At 35.8% G+C, this 17,591-nt stretch carries 13 protein-coding genes and 1 other RNA gene; 9 read left to right on the top strand and 5 right to left on the bottom strand.

What is annotated here, in order from left to right:
• Positions 1 to 3: 3 nt before the first annotated feature.
• Positions 4 to 2,610 (bottom strand): transglycosylase domain-containing protein, encoded by a 2,607-nt coding sequence (locus KGI01_RS11275; protein ID WP_141274756.1) that lies wholly within the window; start codon positions 2,608 to 2,610, stop codon positions 4 to 6.
• 28 nt (positions 2,611 to 2,638) lie between these two features.
• Positions 2,639 to 3,253 (bottom strand): Holliday junction resolvase RecU, encoded by a 615-nt coding sequence (recU, locus tag KGI01_RS11270; protein WP_141274755.1) that lies wholly within the window; start codon positions 3,251 to 3,253, stop codon positions 2,639 to 2,641.
• 210 nt (positions 3,254 to 3,463) lie between these two features.
• Between recU and KGI01_RS11265 the strand changes: the two genes are divergently transcribed.
• From KGI01_RS11265 to KGI01_RS14105, 9 genes are all read left to right on the top strand, one after another.
• Positions 3,464 to 3,841 (top strand): YppE family protein, encoded by a 378-nt coding sequence (locus KGI01_RS11265; RefSeq protein WP_141274754.1) that lies wholly within the window; start codon positions 3,464 to 3,466, stop codon positions 3,839 to 3,841.
• The gene (locus KGI01_RS11260) at positions 3,816 to 6,167 is read left to right on the top strand and encodes a DEAD/DEAH box helicase (RefSeq protein WP_141274753.1); all 2,352 of its coding nucleotides are present in this window, start codon (positions 3,816 to 3,818) and stop codon (positions 6,165 to 6,167) included. The genes KGI01_RS11265 and KGI01_RS11260 overlap by 26 nt, the downstream gene beginning before the upstream one ends.
• The gene (locus KGI01_RS11255) at positions 6,124 to 7,350 is read left to right on the top strand and encodes a ribonuclease H-like domain-containing protein (protein WP_255314784.1); all 1,227 of its coding nucleotides are present in this window, start codon (positions 6,124 to 6,126) and stop codon (positions 7,348 to 7,350) included. Before KGI01_RS11260 ends, KGI01_RS11255 begins: the two co-directional genes overlap by 44 nt.
• A 76-nt stretch (positions 7,351 to 7,426) precedes the next feature.
• On the top strand, positions 7,427 to 7,744 hold the full coding sequence (gene gpsB, locus KGI01_RS11250; protein ID WP_068454286.1) for a cell division regulator GpsB: 318 nt from the start codon (positions 7,427 to 7,429) through the stop codon (positions 7,742 to 7,744).
• Positions 7,745 to 7,822: 78 nt separating this feature from the next.
• Positions 7,823 to 8,211: RNase P RNA component class B (rnpB, locus tag KGI01_RS11245), an RNA gene on the top strand.
• A 110-nt stretch (positions 8,212 to 8,321) separates the two neighbouring features.
• Positions 8,322 to 10,055: a putative bifunctional diguanylate cyclase/phosphodiesterase gene (locus tag KGI01_RS11240; protein ID WP_255314783.1), complete on the top strand. Its 1,734-nt coding sequence runs from the start codon at positions 8,322 to 8,324 to the stop codon at positions 10,053 to 10,055.
• 2 nt (positions 10,056 to 10,057) lie between these two features.
• Positions 10,058 to 11,194: a THUMP domain-containing class I SAM-dependent RNA methyltransferase gene (locus KGI01_RS11235; protein WP_141274751.1), complete on the top strand. Its 1,137-nt coding sequence runs from the start codon at positions 10,058 to 10,060 to the stop codon at positions 11,192 to 11,194.
• A gap of 72 nt (positions 11,195 to 11,266) precedes the next feature.
• Entirely contained in the window at positions 11,267 to 13,171 is a 1,905-nt protein-coding gene (locus KGI01_RS11230; RefSeq protein WP_141274750.1) for an ATP-dependent DNA helicase, read from the top strand.
• 434 nt (positions 13,172 to 13,605) lie between these two features.
• Positions 13,606 to 13,905, top strand: coding sequence for a dihydrofolate reductase family protein (locus KGI01_RS14105; protein WP_255314782.1), 300 nt, complete (start codon positions 13,606 to 13,608; stop codon positions 13,903 to 13,905).
• A 30-nt stretch (positions 13,906 to 13,935) separates the two neighbouring features.
• Here KGI01_RS14105 and KGI01_RS11220 read toward each other — a convergent pair whose 3' ends face one another.
• The 3 genes from KGI01_RS11220 to KGI01_RS11210 form a co-directional block, all read right to left on the bottom strand.
• The gene (locus tag KGI01_RS11220; protein ID WP_141274749.1) at positions 13,936 to 14,574 is read right to left on the bottom strand and encodes a hypothetical protein; all 639 of its coding nucleotides are present in this window, start codon (positions 14,572 to 14,574) and stop codon (positions 13,936 to 13,938) included.
• Between the two features lie 523 nt (positions 14,575 to 15,097).
• Complete coding sequence (locus tag KGI01_RS11215; RefSeq protein ID WP_141274748.1) at positions 15,098 to 16,741, bottom strand: b(o/a)3-type cytochrome-c oxidase subunit 1; 1,644 nt, start codon at positions 16,739 to 16,741, stop codon at positions 15,098 to 15,100.
• Positions 16,738 to 17,220, bottom strand: a complete 483-nt coding sequence (locus KGI01_RS11210) for a cytochrome c oxidase subunit II (protein ID WP_141274747.1) — start codon at positions 17,218 to 17,220, stop codon at positions 16,738 to 16,740. The genes KGI01_RS11215 and KGI01_RS11210 overlap by 4 nt, the downstream gene beginning before the upstream one ends.
• Positions 17,221 to 17,591: the final 371 nt, after the last annotated feature.

The following is a 17,591-nucleotide window of genomic DNA, read 5'->3' as shown; positions in this document are numbered from 1 at the left end:
ACATTAATTTCCGTTACCTTGATTATTTTCAGCAGCCGGTTCATCTGTTTCGGGTTGGTCTGGTTCAGCAGGTTTTTCAGGTTTAGTTGTATTTCCGTTATTGGTATCATTCTGATTTCCATTGCCGTTATTCCCATTGTTTCCATTATTATTCCCGTTATTATTGTCATTCTGATTATCACCTTGGTTATCACCAGGTTGATTTGTTTCAGGTTGATCGGTTTCAGGTGTTTCATCAGGCTGGTCTGTTTCAGGTTGATCTGGCTCGTCTACTGCTGGCTCTTCTGGTTCTTCAGCAATTTTTACAGTAGCAGAAGCACTAGCACTTTCTTTGCCATCCACAACTGCTACAACGCTAAAGGTTAGAGAAGTAGCGCCTTCAGGAACACGATAAGAGGCTTTTGTATCGCCTGTTGTTGTAATGGTTTTGCCATCTACAGACACACGATATTTAGCACCATCTGTATCACTTTTATTCCAAGATAAAGATACAGTTTTTGAATCTGCATCATACGTTGCGCTTAAACCTGTTGGAGCAGAAACTTTCTCGTCTTTTTCTTCTTCTTTTTCAACAGGTGCTTGTGTGCCACGAACATATAATTCAGAGCCTGAAGAGATAACAGAGCTTGGTTGTTTAAAGTTCGGTGTATTTTTACCTGCAGAAATTTGGCTCATAATGATACGGAATAAATTTTGAGCTAGTTGTCGTTCTTGAGGGGATACAATCCCTTGTTTACGACTAGAATAGCCTGTCCATACAGACATCGAGTAGCGCGTTGTATAACCAGAGAACCATGAGTCTGGTACCGCGTTACTTGGTAAACCATATTCTTGTAACTGTTCACTTGTGTAGTTAGTTGTCCCTGTTTTACCTGCAATATCTAGTCCTGGTACAGCTGCAGCCCCACCAGATGCACCAGATTTTGAACTTACAACATCACGCATCATATCTGTTAGCATATAAGCTGTATAGTCACTCATCGCAGCTTGTGGTTCAGGTGTATATGTTTTCGCTGTGTTTCCATCGCGGTAAACAATCTTTTTAATTGAATAGGCTTTTGTGTAAATTCCGTTATTTCCAAATGAAGCATAGATTGCTGACATATCGATTGGTGAAAGGTTTACTGAACCACCACCGATTGCATCAGATTCATATAAATCATCAGGTTTTAAGCCAAAACCACTAATAAACTCTTTTACTTTAGAAGTACCTACTTCTTTAAAGGCTTTAATCGCTGGGATATTACGTGAGTTGTATAGTGCTTCACGCATCGTTAATGCACCTTTAAATTGGTTATCATAGTTGTTGATTGCTTGTGATGTTCCAGAGTAGTTCATCGGTTCATCGACAAGTATGTGTCCCGTACTCCATTTTAAATATTCAATCGCTGGACCGTAATCCATGATTGGTTTCATTGTTGAACCAGGTTGACGTGTTTTCAGAGCTTGTGCATAGTTGAAGCCACGTTCTGGACCATAATCACGAGAACCGCCAACTGCAGCGATTGCCCCTGTTTCTGTATCAACAACCGAAATTCCTGTTTGAATATCTTTTGTTGGGAAGTTTGCATCGTTGTTAATTGTTTTTTCAACAACTTTTTGTGCCTCAGGATCAAGTGTTGTATAAATACTAATACCATCTTCTAGCGCTTTTTCATCGCCATTTTCAGCTAATTCTTTTAATACGACATCGATGAAGGCATCATATTTTGAACTATTGTTCGCAATACGTTTGCTCTCTGGAAGTAGCCCTTGTTTTACACTAACTTTCATTGCAGCTTCCATTTCATCTTTTGTAATTTTTTTATTGTTATACATTAATTTTAAAACGGTATTACGACGCTTTTCAGCTAAGTCTGGATTTTTAAATGCATTATAGTTATTTGGCGATTGTGGCATACCAGCTAATAAAGCCATCTGTGGTAATGTTAATTGATCAATATCTTTACCGTAGAAATACTTAGCTGCTGTACCAAAACCATAAATACGTCCACTCATTAATACTTTATTAAAGTACATTTCAAAAATTTCATCTTTGTTATACTCACGCTCTAATTGAATTGATAAATACGCTTCTTGTGCTTTACGTTTAATCGTTTTTCCGTTATTAAAGAATGAGTTTTTAATAACCTGTTGTGTAATTGTACTTGCACCTTGTGAACCAAAACCATCGCGGAAATTGGCTAATACAGCTCCACCTAAACGATAAAAATCAATCCCATGATGGTCGTAAAAACGCGCATCTTCTGTAGAAAGAATCGCATCTTGCATTTGTTTCGGGATATCTTCAAACTTTACATGCTCTCGTTCTTCCGTTCCCATTGTATAGAATTCTTTTCCATTCTTATCGTAGAACTTCGAAGATACAGGATCTTTTAATGTTTCTTCATCTAATTTAGGTGCTGTTGCTGCATAATAAGCAAACAACCCCCCGCCTAGTAGTAATCCAATTACACCTAAAGCCACAACAGCTAATACAATTCGTTTTAGCCATGACTTTTTAGGCTTTGCTGATTTCACTTTTTTAGAAGATGAACGACCTCTACTTTTTCTTTGTTCATTTTCTAATCGTTTTCGTTCTTCTCGTGAATTATATCGTCTATTATCCACAAAAATCTCCTCTCTTTCTCACTTCCTATTATAAAGGAAGTAAAACTGTTACAGCCTTTAAATAATCAAGCTGTGGACTGTAACTTTCTTTTATTTCAATTGCATCTTGTTCGAAAACATCAAATGGAATCGATTTACGCCCACCTTTTTCCATCTCTGCCCATGCAGCGTTCAAAATAGAAAATGGCAATACAAAAGATCGATTTAAAATGGAAAAGCGAATGAGAAAAAAACAAACCCCACCTTGAGCTGTTACTGCACGCATATGTGTCACTTGGTGTAGATGCACATTTTTCAGTGGGAAAGATGTTTTATTTTTTGTTTCTTTCGCATCAAAATCGATATAATGCCCTTTATATACACCATTATAATCCGTTGTAGAAGGGGTTCTGAAATAAGCTTCACGTATTACAGCAGCGCTTCTCGACGGATATTCTACATTGACGATTTGAATAGGAACAGGTTTCTTATGGATGACTGCTTCTTTAACGGTTAAATAATAAGCATTTGCTTCATCAATCATATCTTCTAACGTTTTCCCACGATTGCTAAAAGTTAGGTCTTTTTTGACTTGTTTTTTAGAAGATGCTTTCTTTTCTGTCGCAGGTACATATTTTTTGCCATTAGGATATCGAATCGCCAAAAGATTCACCTCGTTCTTTACAAACATTGAGAAGTTCACAATGCGTAAATTTAAAACACTACCCAAAGATAGTAGCAATAACAAGCATATTTTGCAAATGGTAAAGTGAGATAAATGAACGAAAAAGGAATATTCGTTCGCCTACGTTAGTAGTGTAAAGCGTATGAATTTGTTAAAATAGAAAGAAGATGCGAGAAGGAGATAAAACAAATGCTAAAAGAATTAACAACAGCACTTTATTTAGAGTGTGATCGAAGCTATGAACGTTTTATGAATATACGCGAACAACAGCAAGATGCTGATTTTTATACAGAAGTAAAGCCTTATGCAGATGAAGTTCATGCAAAGCTAAAAAAGTGGAAGGAGTTATCTAAACAATTTATAGAAACAAATCATCCAAAGTATTTACATATGTCGCAAGTTGAACATGCGAGTGATGCAATGGAACAATTTGTCGTTCAATCTTTTTATGTGAAAACGAGTAAAAAAAGATTCATTCAATCGATTCAATCGACGAAATTTACATTTGAAACGTATTTGCGCACATTGGAGGAGGTGCAACATGATTCGAGAAAGAAAGACAGTTAAAGAACTAATTGAACAATGGCAGTCTGATCCGAAGATGCAAAATCGTGTACAACATGTGCGTGTCTTACCAGAACGACCAGCAAGCTATGCGACATTTCCTAAACAATTACATCCATCTATAAAAAAAGCGCTGCAATCAAGAGGGATTGAACAGCTCTATACCCATCAACGCGAGGCATTCGATTATGCAATGGAAGGAAAGTCTTTTACAGCTGTCACACCAACAGCTTCAGGAAAGTCGCTTTGTTATCATTTACCTGTGTTACAACGAATCTTGGAAGAATCAAAAACACGTGCGCTTTACTTGTTTCCAACGAAGGCATTAGCACAAGACCAAAAGTCAGAAATGAATGCGATGATTGAAGCGATGGATGAGGAAATTTTAAGTTACACATATGATGGTGATACATCACCTAGTATTCGACAAAAGGTGAGAAAAGCAGGACAAATCGTCATGACGAATCCAGATATGTTGCATTCGGGGATTTTACCGCATCATACAAAATGGGTTTCGCTTTTTGAAAACCTTCAATTCATTGTCATTGATGAACTCCACACGTATAAAGGGGTATTCGGTTCGCACGTTGCGCATGTACTAAGACGATTAAAGCGAATTTGTGATTATTATGGAAGTAACCCAATCTTTATTTGCACTTCCGCAACAATTCAAAATCCAAAAGAATTAGCAGAGAATCTTACGAATACAAAACATCAGCTGATTGCGAATAATGGTGCACCAGCTGGAAAGAAAACATTCCTATTCTATAACCCACCAATTGTTAACGAGACATTTGGTGTTAGACGAAGTGCGATTTTAGAAGTAAAGGATTTAGCACGTAAATTATATGAATCTGAAATTCAAACAATTATTTTTGCAAAAAGTCGTGTACGTGTGGAGATGCTTGTAACGTATTTAAAATCATTAACAGCACAAAATATTCAAGATGAATCCGTGCGTGGTTACCGAGGTGGCTATTTACCTTCTGAGAGACGGAAGATTGAAAAAGGACTACGAGACGGGACAATCCAAACGGTTATCTCGACGAATGCACTGGAACTAGGTGTTGATATTGGTCAATTACAGGCATGTATTATGACAGGTTATCCAGGGAATATTGCAAGTGCTTGGCAACAGGCAGGACGAGCTGGTCGTAGGCAAGATGATGCACTTATTATTTATGTAGCGCAGTCAACAGCACTCGACCAATATATTATTCAACACCCAGATTATTTACTCGGTAATAAACCAGAAGAAGCGCGTGTGTATCCAGAGAATATGCTGATTTTAATGGATCATTTAAAATGTGCGGCATTTGAATTACCTTTTAAACAAGGAGAGAACTATGCGGAGTTTGATGTAGATGATTTATTGGAATATTTAGCTGAGGAGAAAATTTTACTAAAGACAACCGATACATGGCACTGGATGACAGACAGATTCCCAGCGCATGATATTAGTTTACGCTCGGCATCACAAGAAAATGTTGTGATTATTGATCAAACGATAAAAGGGAATACAACAGTAATTGGTGAGATGGACCGCTATAGTGCGATGACATTATTACATGAAGAAGCCATCTATATACATCAAGGCACACAATATCAAGTTGAAAAGCTTGATTGGGAAGAAAAGAAAGCCTATGTAACAGAAGTGGATGTGAATTATTTTACAGATGCAAATTTAGCAGTAGAATTAAAAGTGATTTCAGAAGATCGTGTGCGTCAGCTAGGAAAAGCAAATGTAGCTTTTGGTGATTTAATGACATTAGCGAATGCAACCATCTTCAAGAAAATTCGATTTAATACGCATGATAATATCGGTTCAGGTCCAATTCATCTACCGCCAGAAGAATTGCATACATCAGGCACATGGTTACATTTCAAACAGCCAGATGATTGGACAGACGATGACTTAAATAGTGCGATGCTAGGTGTTGCCTACGCAATGAACAGCTTTATTCCACTGTATATTCAGTCAGACCGTTCGGACGTACATGTTGTACCACAAGTGAAAGCTATTCATAATGGTGAACCAACTTTCTTTATTTACGATCGTTATCCAGGCGGTATTGGACTGAGCGAGCGTATTTATGACTTATGGGAACAATTAATTCAACATGTATATGAACATGTCGAGGGATGTTCATGCCAAATTGGCTGTCCAGCATGTATTGGTGCTCAAGATCAAACGGGAAATACAAAAGATCAAGTACTTCATTTTTTACAATCATTTTTATTAGAGGAATTGATGGACGATGTCTTACGAGAAGAAGATTTTGCAAATGAAGCAAATGTTAAAAAAGGGTACGAAAACAGCGAAGACTGAAAAAACACCTTATCAAAAACCTCTTCCGCCTTTTTATACAGAAAAGTGGGAGAAAGCTGGTTTAAGTCAGATTGAAAATGATTTTGGAACGGTTTTTTTACGAGAAACACATTATGCGTTTAATCACCAACATGGCAAGTATCGGCTTGGCCAATTTTATGAAGCACTTGAAGCGTGGGAAGTCTATGAACAAGAACATCCTTTGAAAATGACATCAGATGAAAAAATCGTATTTTATGATACAGAAACAACCGGTTTGAAAGGTGTCGGAACACATATCTTTTTAAATGGGTTACTTGAAGAAACTTCTGATGGGTTTGTGTTGAAACAATATATTTTAGCAGACCCGGCGAATGAAGCGGCTTTTTTATTCGAATCGAAATTTTGGCAAGCAAACCAAACAATTGTGACATATAATGGAAAGAGTTTTGACTGGCCACAATTACAAACGCGTTGGACATTAAATCGAGAACATTTGCCACCATTACGTGAACATCAGCAAATTGATTTGTTCCACAGTTCAAAACGTATTTGGAAAAATGATTTAAGTCGAATGAAATTGACAACGGTTGAACAACAAAAACTTGGTTTTCAGCGTATTGACGATTTACCTGGTCATTTAGCACCCATGGTCTATTTAGATGCAGTTCGAAGTGGTGACCATGACATGCTTTTTCAAGTGTTACGTCATAACGAATACGATTTACTATCATTAATTACACTATTTATTCAAGCGACAGAACTCGTATTCTCAGAAGCAAATCAAGAGCACGCAATTGTGCATACGAATATCGGAAAATGGTATCATGACTTAAAACAACTTGATTCAAGTCAGAGCTTATTGGAAAATGTGACAGAAAATTATGCAACAAATGAAGCGGCAGAAGCGTACTATTTATTAGCCATTCAGCAAAAAAAGCAAAAAAAATACGCCGAAGCGGCTGAAAGTTATGAAAAAGCTTTGCCATATTTAGAAGAGCGTCAGTGGATTGAAGCGTCCCTTGGACTCGCAAAATTATATGAACACCAACTACATGATTTAGAAGAAGCCGAAAAACATACGCTCAACGCATTATTTCGAGTAAGACAGTCTTTATTATTTAAAAAAGATGTGCAACAACGAAAAAGAGAAGCGATTGAAAAACGATTTTTGCGCATTCGAAAAAAACAAGGTATGAAATAGAGAAACCCCTTATTTATCCATGATTTCAAAGAAGTATATGCTATAATGGAATTACTTATTACAAGTTGAAAGGATTATGATGATGGACATTAAATTATCAGCTAAAAAGATTTTAGATAAAGATTTTAAAACAGGTATTCGAGGATATAGTCAAGATGAGGTCGATCAATTTTTAGATGAAATCATTATGGACTATGAAAACTTTGAAAAAGTATTATTGAAAAAACAAGAAGAAATTAATTTATTAAAACAAGAGCTTGAACAAGCTGAAAGTACAAGAAGAAATTCACCTACAACAGTTGCACCATCTGGTATGGGCGCAACAAATTATGATATCTTAAAGCGCATTGCGAATCTTGAAAAACATGTATTCGGTGATAAATTATATGATTAATGCGTGATTTCCTTAAAAACATAGTTTAAATATTGAATTATACTGTTTTTGCGCATATAATGTAAATAACATCAATAAGCGAATGAGTAATCGCTGCAACGCTTTGACGTTGTTGAGGAAAGTCCATGCTCACACGATTCTGAGATGAACGTAGTGTTCGTGCTTCGCGAAATCATAAGCGGAGGTAGCAGCAATGCTAACGGCGAAAGGAAAACCTAAGTTTTCGAATATGGTTGAAACTTTCTGAAAGTGCCACAGTGACGAATTCGTATAGGAAACTTTACGAGTGGAACGAGGTAAACCCCACGAGTGAGCAACCCAAATTATGGTAGGGGCGTTCTCCTGAAAGAAATGAATGGATGGAGAGATAGGTATGCTTGCATATCTATAGATAGATGATTACTACCCGAGTAGTACGAGGCTTTTAGCTGTTTGAGTACGAAGGGCACAAAACATGGCTTACAGTTCCTTATGATGTTCTTATAACATGATTAGTCAGGCTCTCCGATTTTATAGTTGGAGAGCCTTTCTTACTAAAATACATAGATAGATTTCATATATGGATGCGGGGGTCAAAATGAAAAAAAAAGACTGTTTATATAGCGAAAAATTAGATGGTAATAGTCCAATCTGCCCTGAAACAATGTGGGCATTATTTGACCATTTATCAGAAGGTGTCATGATTACAGATGCAGATAAAGTGATACTTGCCATTAATCCAGCTTTTGAATTTGTAACAGGCTATAGTGCAGGGGAAGCATTAGGGAGCAAACCGCACTTGCTGCAGTCGGGAATACATGCAAAAAGTTTTTACGATAAGATGTGGAAAGAGATTTATGCAACAGGTAAATGGTCAGGAGAAATTTGGAATCGTCGCAAAACAGGTGATGTCTATCCTGAATGGTTGACAATTATTGCAATTAAAAATGATGATGGGGATACAACACATTATTGTGGTATTTTTGAAGACCTTTCGGAAAAGAAAATTGCAGAGCGTGAAATTCAAATTCAAATGAATACAGATACATTAACGGGTTCTGAAAATAGCTATTCATTTATGAACCGCATGAATGTGCTCTTAGAAGCTTCTGAAAAGAAAAATTTTGAACATGCATTGCTATTTTTAGACATGGATCGTTTTAGTCATATTAATGAATTAGGTCATTCGATTGGTGATAAATTATTAACGGAAGTTGTACAGAGGTTGACACCGTTTATTCGCAACAAGGATATACTAGCGCGTTATGGCGGTGATGAATTTGTTATTACTTTGGCACACATTCACCATCCGAAAGAAGCAGTTCAACTAGCAAGTAAGATTATTGAAACATTTGAAGAACCGTTTTTAATTGATGAACATATACTCTACACAACGGCCACAATCGGGATTAGTTTGTATCCAGAAGATGGACATAATACTGAAATTCTGATTAACAAAGCAGTGAAGGCAATGGAATATGCGAAGAAGAATGGGCGTAATCAATTTGCTTTTTATTTTGACGAACTGAATATTGGAACGAATCGCGGTTTATTAATTGATCATGAATTACGTAGAGCAATTAAAAATAAAGAGTTTGTTTTACATTATCAACCGAAAATTGATTTAACGACAAATACAATCATTGGTTTTGAAGCATTGGTTCGCTGGTATAACGAGACCCTTGGCTTTGTACCGCCAAATGATTTTATTCCGTATGCAGAAGAAGTCGGATTAATTATTCCTCTAAGTGAGGTCATTATTGAAAAAGCATGCCTAGATTGGTTAGCCTTAGAACGTGCAGGTTACGGTCATATTCCAATCGCTATTAATATTTCAAGCATTCACTTCCATCAACCAAACTTTATTGAATCGATTCAAGAAATTTTACAACGCAATAATTGCTCTCCAAGAAATTTTGAAATTGAATTAACGGAAAGAACGGTGATGAATAATGAAAAAGAAACGATTCGTCGACTAATTCAGTTGAAGCAATTAGGTTTTAAATTATCGATTGATGACTTCGGCACGGGGTATTCATCATTGTCATATTTAGTACAGTTCCCATTAAACCATTTGAAAATTGATCGTAGCTTTATTCAATTAATTGGTTCTGTTAATGAGAAGCAGGCAGTTGTGGATGCCATTATTCAAATGGCACATCGTTTGCATATGAAAGTCATTGCAGAAGGTGTGGAACAAAAAGAACAAGTGGAATTGCTAAGAAATATGGGCTGTGATATGATTCAAGGATATTATTATTCTAAACCGTTGCCATTAGAAGAGGCGATTGATTACGTAGAATTTTGGAAATTGGAGATAGAAGGGAAATAAGCATGACAAAATTTAATTTAGTAGCTACAGCAGCTATGGGACTTGAAGCCATTGTAGCAGATGAACTAAAAGCCTTAGGATATGAAACACGTACAGAAAACGGAAAAGTGTACTTTGAAGGAGAAGAGCGTGATATTGCACGTACTAATTTGTGGTTACGCGTAGCAGATCGTGTAAAAATCGTTGTAGGTTCTTTCCCAGCAAGAACATTTGATCAATTATTTGAAGGTGTTAAAGCATTACCTTGGGAAAAAATTATGCCAGTTGATGCAGAGTTCCCTGTAACAGGTAAGTCTGTAAAATCAAAATTATATAGTGTGCCAGATTGCCAATCAATTACGAAAAAAGCAATTGTTGAGCGCATGAAAAAAGTACATGGCCGTTTAGGTATGCTAGAAGAAACAGGACCGAAATTCAAAATTGAAGTATCAATCTTAAAAGATATGGCGACACTAACAATTGATACATCAGGCGCTGGTCTTCATAAACGTGGATACAGAACAGAACAAGGTGAAGCACCATTAAAAGAAACATTGGCTGCAGCACTTGTATATATTTCAAAATGGACACCAAATCGTCCATTCGTAGATCCTTTCTGCGGTTCAGGTACTATTGCACTTGAAGCAGCGATGATTGGACAAAACATTGCACCGGGTTATAATCGTGAATTTATTAGCGAAGAATGGCCATTTATGAAACAAGAGATTTGGGATGAAGTACGTGATGAGGCAGACCGAGCTGCAAATTATGACCAACCACTTCAAATTTCAGGTTCAGATATTGATCACCGCATGGTAGAAATTGCAAAACGTAATGCACTTGAAGCAGGTTTTGGCGAATTGATTGACTTTAAACAAATGCAAGTGTTAGACTTTACAACACACGCTGAAGATGGAGTTATGATTGGAAATCCACCTTATGGTGAACGTATTGGTGAAGTGGAAGCAATCGAACAAATGATTAGTGATATTGGTCATATGATGAAAGCTTATCCAACATGGTCTGTTTATATGCTATCTTCAATGGAGAATTTTGAAGAGCTATATGGTCGACGTGCAACAAAAAAACGTAAATTGTTCAATGGTTTCATTCGAACAGATTATTATCAATTCTGGGGACGCAAATCACAGAAGAAATAAAAACAAGAGAGGTTGTCTATTTAGACAGCCTCCCTTTGTGTTGAAACATAGTAGATGAGAGGGGTAGATAGTATGCGACAATCACTACCATTTGAATTATCAAAAGAACAATCATTCTTTGATTCTTTAGGCGACTGGATGGGTGACGTATTATACGATGAACTTCCGGAAAAAGGATTGGAATGTCGTGATGAGCAGATTTTTATGGCTTATCAAATAGAAAAAGTATTACGTGAAAAGTCTATTTTATTTGCGGAAGCAGGTGTAGGTACAGGGAAAACCATTGCGTACTTATTACCAGCTATTACGTATGCTCGTTATACAGGTAAACCTGCATTAATTGCATGCGCAGATGAGACGCTAATTGACCAATTAGTTAAAGAAGGCGGCGACATTTATAAACTGCAAAAATTATTAGATTTAAATATTGACGTACGCTTGGCAAAATCGCGTGACCAATATTTATGTCTAAAACGCTATGAAGAAGCAGAGCAATTCATGGATGGAGAATACCTAGATGAGATTGCTGTGTCGATTCCAGAAGGCGTGTATGGTGCTGGTGGATTAGGACTTTATGGTGCACGCAGTGATTATCCAAATATTTCAGATGAAGAATGGCAACATGTGAATTATAACTATATCCAACAATGTCAGGTTTGTGATGTCCGTAATCGTTGTGGTCAAACATTACATCGTGCACATTACCGCGAAGCGACGGATTTAATTATTTGCTCACAAGATTTCTTAATGGAACATACGGCAACGAAAGAGTCGCGTGAACGTGAAGGGCAATTACCGTTATTACCAGAAGTATCGATGATTGTATTAGATGAAGGACACCTTCTTGAATATGCCGCGCAAAAAGCAATGACGAACAAAATTCAAGATTACACAATCGTGAAATTATTAGATCGTTTAATGGTTGATGGACTACGTGAAAAAACTTTATTATTGATGGAAAAATTACAAGATGGTCATGAATTATTCTTTGACCAATTACGTGATGATGTAATTGATACGGATGATGAGCGTAAACGAATTCAAAAAAGTCCAACGCTAATGAAGTTAGGTCAAAAAGTGATTGAAACAATTGACGAGTTAATGGAAGAATTCGTCTTTGAATCTGAAATGTATGTTATTCCAGAATACGAGCTACGCATGGCAGAAGAGTTTTTAGACCAATATGAAGCTGCAATGCGCATCTTTGTGTCGCAAAGTAATGCGATTGACTGGTTAGAAGAAACGGATGGCGAAGAAACATTAGTTATCATGCCACATTTAATTACAGAAGTATTAGAGAAGAAACTATTCTCTAAAAAAATTCCATATGTCTTTTCTTCGGCTACTCTATCCATTAATAAAGACTTTAGTTATATTGCGTATAGCTTAGGAATTAAAAAATACAACTCATTCTCTGTAGAATCACCATTTGATTATGAAGAAGTAATGAAGATTCATGTTCATGAACTTGAACAAGCTGAAAAAGTAGCGCGCGTTGCCTCTTTATTAGAAGAATCAACGGAGCAAACTCTATTATTATTCAAATCAAAACAAGCGATGCAAGCGTTTAAAGATGTTTTAACGGACGAACAAAAAGCAACAATTGGTTTTGAAGGTGATCGCGAGTTATCGTCATTAGTACGTGATTTCCAAGCAGGTAAATTACATACGCTAAGTTCATACCATTTATGGGAGGGACTCGACTTACCAGAAGAAGCATTAACACGTGTGATTATTGTAGATTTACCATTCCCACCGAGTGATCCATTATTTGATGCGAAGCGTTCATTCGCAGATGATCCATATGTTGAAGTGGAGTTACCATTCATGCTTCTTCGCTTACAACAAGGTATGGGCCGTTTAATTCGTACAACAAATGATCATGGTACAATTCATATTTTAATGAATGAAGAGGAATTGAAAAACCTACCTGAGATTGAACCGATTTTTGCAGTAAAACCGACTTTTGAAAAATAGAAAAAAGGCTTTGACATGTACTAACTTGTCAAAGCCTTTTTCTATGTTACAACATGTATGAATGAATATGCGTTTTAAAAGTGAAAAATATTTATTTTTAAATTGGTGTGATTTCTGTTTGCTTTTTAAGGTTTTATTACTTTATAATAGAAAACCCAAGCGATTAAGAAAAGAGTGATGGGTATGGAAAATCGAAAAGTACGTCTTTTTATTGCGTCAAGTTTAGATGGCTATATCGCAACAAAAGAAGAGTCACTTGATTGACTAGAACAGGTGGAAGGTAAAGGAGATAATGGGTACTTACAATTTTATGAAACAGTCGATACCGTTATTTTTGGCAAAAAGGTATTTGATTGGTTAATCAGTTAATTATTATCTGAATAGCCTTATACGAAAAACAGTGTTACGTTTATACGCATCGACAGCTTCAAGATATGCAAGATATTCACTTTACAAAAGAGCCTGTAGCATCACTTATTCATACATTACGACAACAGTCAGGTCAAGATATTTTTTGGATTGTCGGTGGAGGAGAACTCATCTATTCTTTTTTAGATCAACACTTAATCGATGAGATTATTGTTACAATTGCACCAATTTTATTAGGAGAAGGAATTCCTCTTTTTAAACCAGATTTCTCACCCTTAGAATTAACATTACAGCAAACAAAAACATATGGTCAGTTTGTAGAATTACATTACAATGTAAAAAAGTATAAAAAAAGAGCGCTATAAAGTGCGCTCAAACAAAGTAGAATAACTAATTTACATATAGACTTCTTTATACGAATTAAGATCTTCCAATAAATTTGTTTCTTGGAGAACTTCAAGTGAGTATTGTGTCTTTTCTGTAATTGGTAATTCTACAAACATATTCATATCAAAATAAATTGGTAGTTCTTTAGAAGAATGTAAAATCGATTGTGCAGCACATTCTAGGCAATTCCCCACCTCTAAATGTTCGTCAATAAATGTAGCCAAATTGATTGTTTCACGATTATTTTTCACGTCAAATAGAATTTCTAAATCGCCATCAATCATAACGGATACCATTTCTGTTAATAAAAGAGCGTTCATAAAAGAGCTGCCCTTCTCAAGGCGATTGATATCGTGAATAATGTGGAAGGTTGGATGTTCGTAAATAGCTTTTAAAATTTCTGCAAGTACTTCATTTGAAAAATCTACCTTCTCGCTAAACTGAACGACTTCGTAAGGTTGTTCAATCATAAACCAGATATCTCTATATAAGGTAGGGTAGTATGCACTTGTTGTGGTCTTCTTTTTTAAAATTTCTTCTAATAATGGAACCTCAACAATATTCATATAAAAGAGTTCTTGATAATAATCGCTTACATAAAGAGAGCTATTATTCATCTTCTTATATTCATGGATCGTTGTTTGCATGTAAATCTCCCCTTTTAAAAAATTGGTTAATACTGATGGTGATTCTCAAAAGATGATATTTTGAGTTGCAAAGTATTTCAACTTCACATTGTCCAAAAAATAATGGACTCGTTTGGCTGGGCTATTTCGAAAAGTTTCTCACATGACAAAAGATGACGACAAAATAAATAAGTTATCTATATTTTGAGTCCCTGTGAAATACATGCTATGTATGATTTTGCTGTGCGTTTTCCGATGAAGAACCTTTGCCTATAAGTACATACTAGAAAAAAGCAATGCAATCAATAGAGAACTGCCATTATACAAATAACGTTAATATTTAGTGAATTATCTCTTTAAAATTTTACTAAAAAATTACCATAAAATAGATATTACACCTATTTGAATTAGCATTTTTTGTCATAAAACAGCGGGAATACAACAAATTCACGCTTTTATATTCACTAAATCGTAACATAAGTCTAAAGGTAAATCATGAAAAAATCAAACTTATATTAGAATATCATTCGAACGAGCTAGAAAATTACCACAATTTATATCCCTTTGAACCAAGTGGTGCATTTGAAATAATATCGTAAATTGGATATGAATAAGCAATTAATAATAGCGCAATTAAAATGATGATCCATAGTTTAAAGTTTTCTAAAATAGCAGGTGTTTTTTGAGCATGATTTGCAACTTCTGCTACTGGGAATACTTCAAAACCTTTCGGTGCGAAGAAAAGCATTTGAACAAGTATATACATAAATAATAAAATGGCAATAAATAGAATAGTCCCACCAACAGCTTGTGCGATTTGGTAGCCAATCCATGTTTGTGCAATTTCAGCACCTCCATATACTGAGAATGCAGAGCGTCTTGGTGCGCCAAGCAAACCAGCAATATGCATCGAACCTGACATAATCAACATACCAATTGCCCATAAAACTGTTTGGATTAGACCAAGTCTGTTTATTTTTTTTGTTAATTGTCGACCTGTTAAATGTGGAATTAAGAAATAAGAGGCCCCAAAGAATGTCAATGTGACCGTTGTAGCAATTGTTAAATGAAAATGCCCTGTCACCCAAATGGTATTATGAATTAATTGGTTCATTTGATAAGATGCATTAACAATTCCTCCAGCACCGCCAGGAATAAAGGCAAGCATACCGATAAAAGGTGCTAAGAAACGAGCGTCCGACCAAGGTAACTTTTTTAACCATCCAAAGAGTCCTTTACTCCCTAACTCACGACCGCGTAGTTCAAATGTAGCGAATAGTGAAAAAGCAGTAAGTAAAGAGGGAATGACAACCATCATCGTTAAAATAACTTGTAAAAACTTCCATGAACCACCGATACCAGGTTCAGTTAATTGATGGTGTAAGCCAACCGGTACGGAAAATAATACGAATAAGATGAACGAAAGTCTGGCAAGTGCATCCGAAAAAATCTTTCCGCCGATAATTTTTGGCACGGCGATATACCAAACCATGTAAGCAGGTAAGAGCCAAAAATATACAAGTGCATGACCAAATGACCAGAAAAGTGTACGCGATAATAACACATCTACACGTTCCATCCAACCAAGTGACCATGGAAGTAATTGAACTAATAATTCAGTTGTGACACCAATTGTAGCAACAAACCACATTAAATTATTACATACGACCATAAAGCTGAGTAGCGGTGTAAGCTGTTTTGGATTTTCTTTTTTCCATTGTATGTAACGATGAGCTTGTGCAAATGCTGCAATCCAAGAGCCTATCATGACAAGTGAAAGTCCAGCATAAAAAACCCAATGTGCTTGTAGTGGCGCATAAAATGTATAAAGTACAGATGCCTCATTTAATAAAACCATTGTAGCAGCCATAACTGTCCCAGTAGACATTACCCCGAAACCAATCCAGCCTAAACATCTTTCTTTAAAAGAAAATATTCCTGTTACACGACTCATAGCGGCTGTTTGAAAACCAAAAATGAAGAAGGTTGTAAAGACAAGTGCTAGAAGAACGCCATGTATAGTTAATACTTGATAATAGCCAATAGAGTAGGGAAGTTCGAGTGCGCCACTTCTCACGAATACTTGTACTAAACCGGCAATCCCACCAATTAATAAAGCAGCAAAAGCGAAAAGAAGGTAGGCAAGTGCTAGCTTACAATCGCGTAAATTGATTTGTAAAGATTTCATTTAGAATCCACCACCTTTAATGCTGCATGCATTTCAGCATGTCCCATCCCGCAGTATTCATTACAAACAACTAAAAATTCGCCCTTTTTATTGACGGTAGTTGTATATTCAGAAATATGTCCGGGCTCTAACATCATATTAATATTTGTTTTAGCAATTTCAAATCCATGCACAACATCTTTAGAGGTCGCAATAAACTTCACTTTAGAATTCACAGGAATTTTGATTTCCGATGGTTCATATAAAAAGGCAGATGCTACTACCACCACTTCATAATCCCAATCCTTTCCTGCTACTTTATAGACACCTGGCTTATTAAATGGTGCGATTTCACTCACTTTTTCAGGATTAATTGTTTTTTGTGAATTAGGTGTTTCATGACTATTATTTAATGCCATTAGACCAGTAATTAATAGAAAAATAATTAATGAGCCAATACCAAACATGAGCCAATACTTTTCATACTTATGCAAATACATGGGTGTAAACCTCCTCTAGATTAGAAACGATTCATAAAAATAGCGAAGCATACAAACCAAATGATGATTATGATGATACCGACTGTTATAGAGAGATAAAAAGTTCCTTTTAACTTTGAATCGGATGTATTTTTTTCTTTATGCATAAAAATCTCCTTTCTGTGTATGCTTATCCATAGTTTAGTCAAAACGACATAATATAGATGTGATTTTTATCACATCAAAATAAGAGAATGTGAAGTAAATGTGAAATTGTTTTGAAAAATGTAATAATTCAGTGTGTAAAAGAATAGAGATATTTATTATAATTAATATTTTAATATTAATTCGTTTATCGAAATAAAAGAATAGATCTACAAAATAAGACAAAA

This window comes from Kurthia gibsonii (assembly GCF_006539985.1).
In the GTDB taxonomy this organism is placed as follows: Bacteria; Bacillota; Bacilli; order Bacillales_A; family Planococcaceae; genus Kurthia; species Kurthia gibsonii.
The sequence above is the reverse complement of the archived record's forward strand: the minus strand, read 5'-3'. Positions and strand labels throughout refer to the sequence as shown.

Bases quoted from the DNA above. Each gene is read 5' to 3' on its own strand.
- KGI01_RS11255 (WP_255314784.1), top strand. From the start codon at position 6,124: ATGAAGCAAATGTTAAAAAAGGGTACGAAAACAGCGAAGACTGAAAAA.
- KGI01_RS11215 (WP_141274748.1), bottom strand. From the start codon at position 16,741: ATGAAATCTTTACAAATCAATTTACGCGATTGTAAGCTAGCACTTGCC.
- KGI01_RS11230 (WP_141274750.1), top strand. From the start codon at position 11,267: ATGCGACAATCACTACCATTTGAATTATCAAAAGAACAATCATTCTTT.
- KGI01_RS11235 (WP_141274751.1), top strand. From the start codon at position 10,058: ATGACAAAATTTAATTTAGTAGCTACAGCAGCTATGGGACTTGAAGCC.
- KGI01_RS11210 (WP_141274747.1), bottom strand. From the start codon at position 17,220: ATGTATTTGCATAAGTATGAAAAGTATTGGCTCATGTTTGGTATTGGC.
- gpsB (WP_068454286.1), top strand. From the start codon at position 7,427: ATGATGATGGACATTAAATTATCAGCTAAAAAGATTTTAGATAAAGAT.
- KGI01_RS11240 (WP_255314783.1), top strand. From the start codon at position 8,322: ATGAAAAAAAAAGACTGTTTATATAGCGAAAAATTAGATGGTAATAGT.
- KGI01_RS14105 (WP_255314782.1), top strand. From the start codon at position 13,606: ATGCAAGATATTCACTTTACAAAAGAGCCTGTAGCATCACTTATTCAT.
- KGI01_RS11220 (WP_141274749.1), bottom strand. From the start codon at position 14,574: ATGCAAACAACGATCCATGAATATAAGAAGATGAATAATAGCTCTCTT.
- KGI01_RS11265 (WP_141274754.1), top strand. From the start codon at position 3,464: ATGCTAAAAGAATTAACAACAGCACTTTATTTAGAGTGTGATCGAAGC.
- KGI01_RS11260 (WP_141274753.1), top strand. From the start codon at position 3,816: ATGATTCGAGAAAGAAAGACAGTTAAAGAACTAATTGAACAATGGCAG.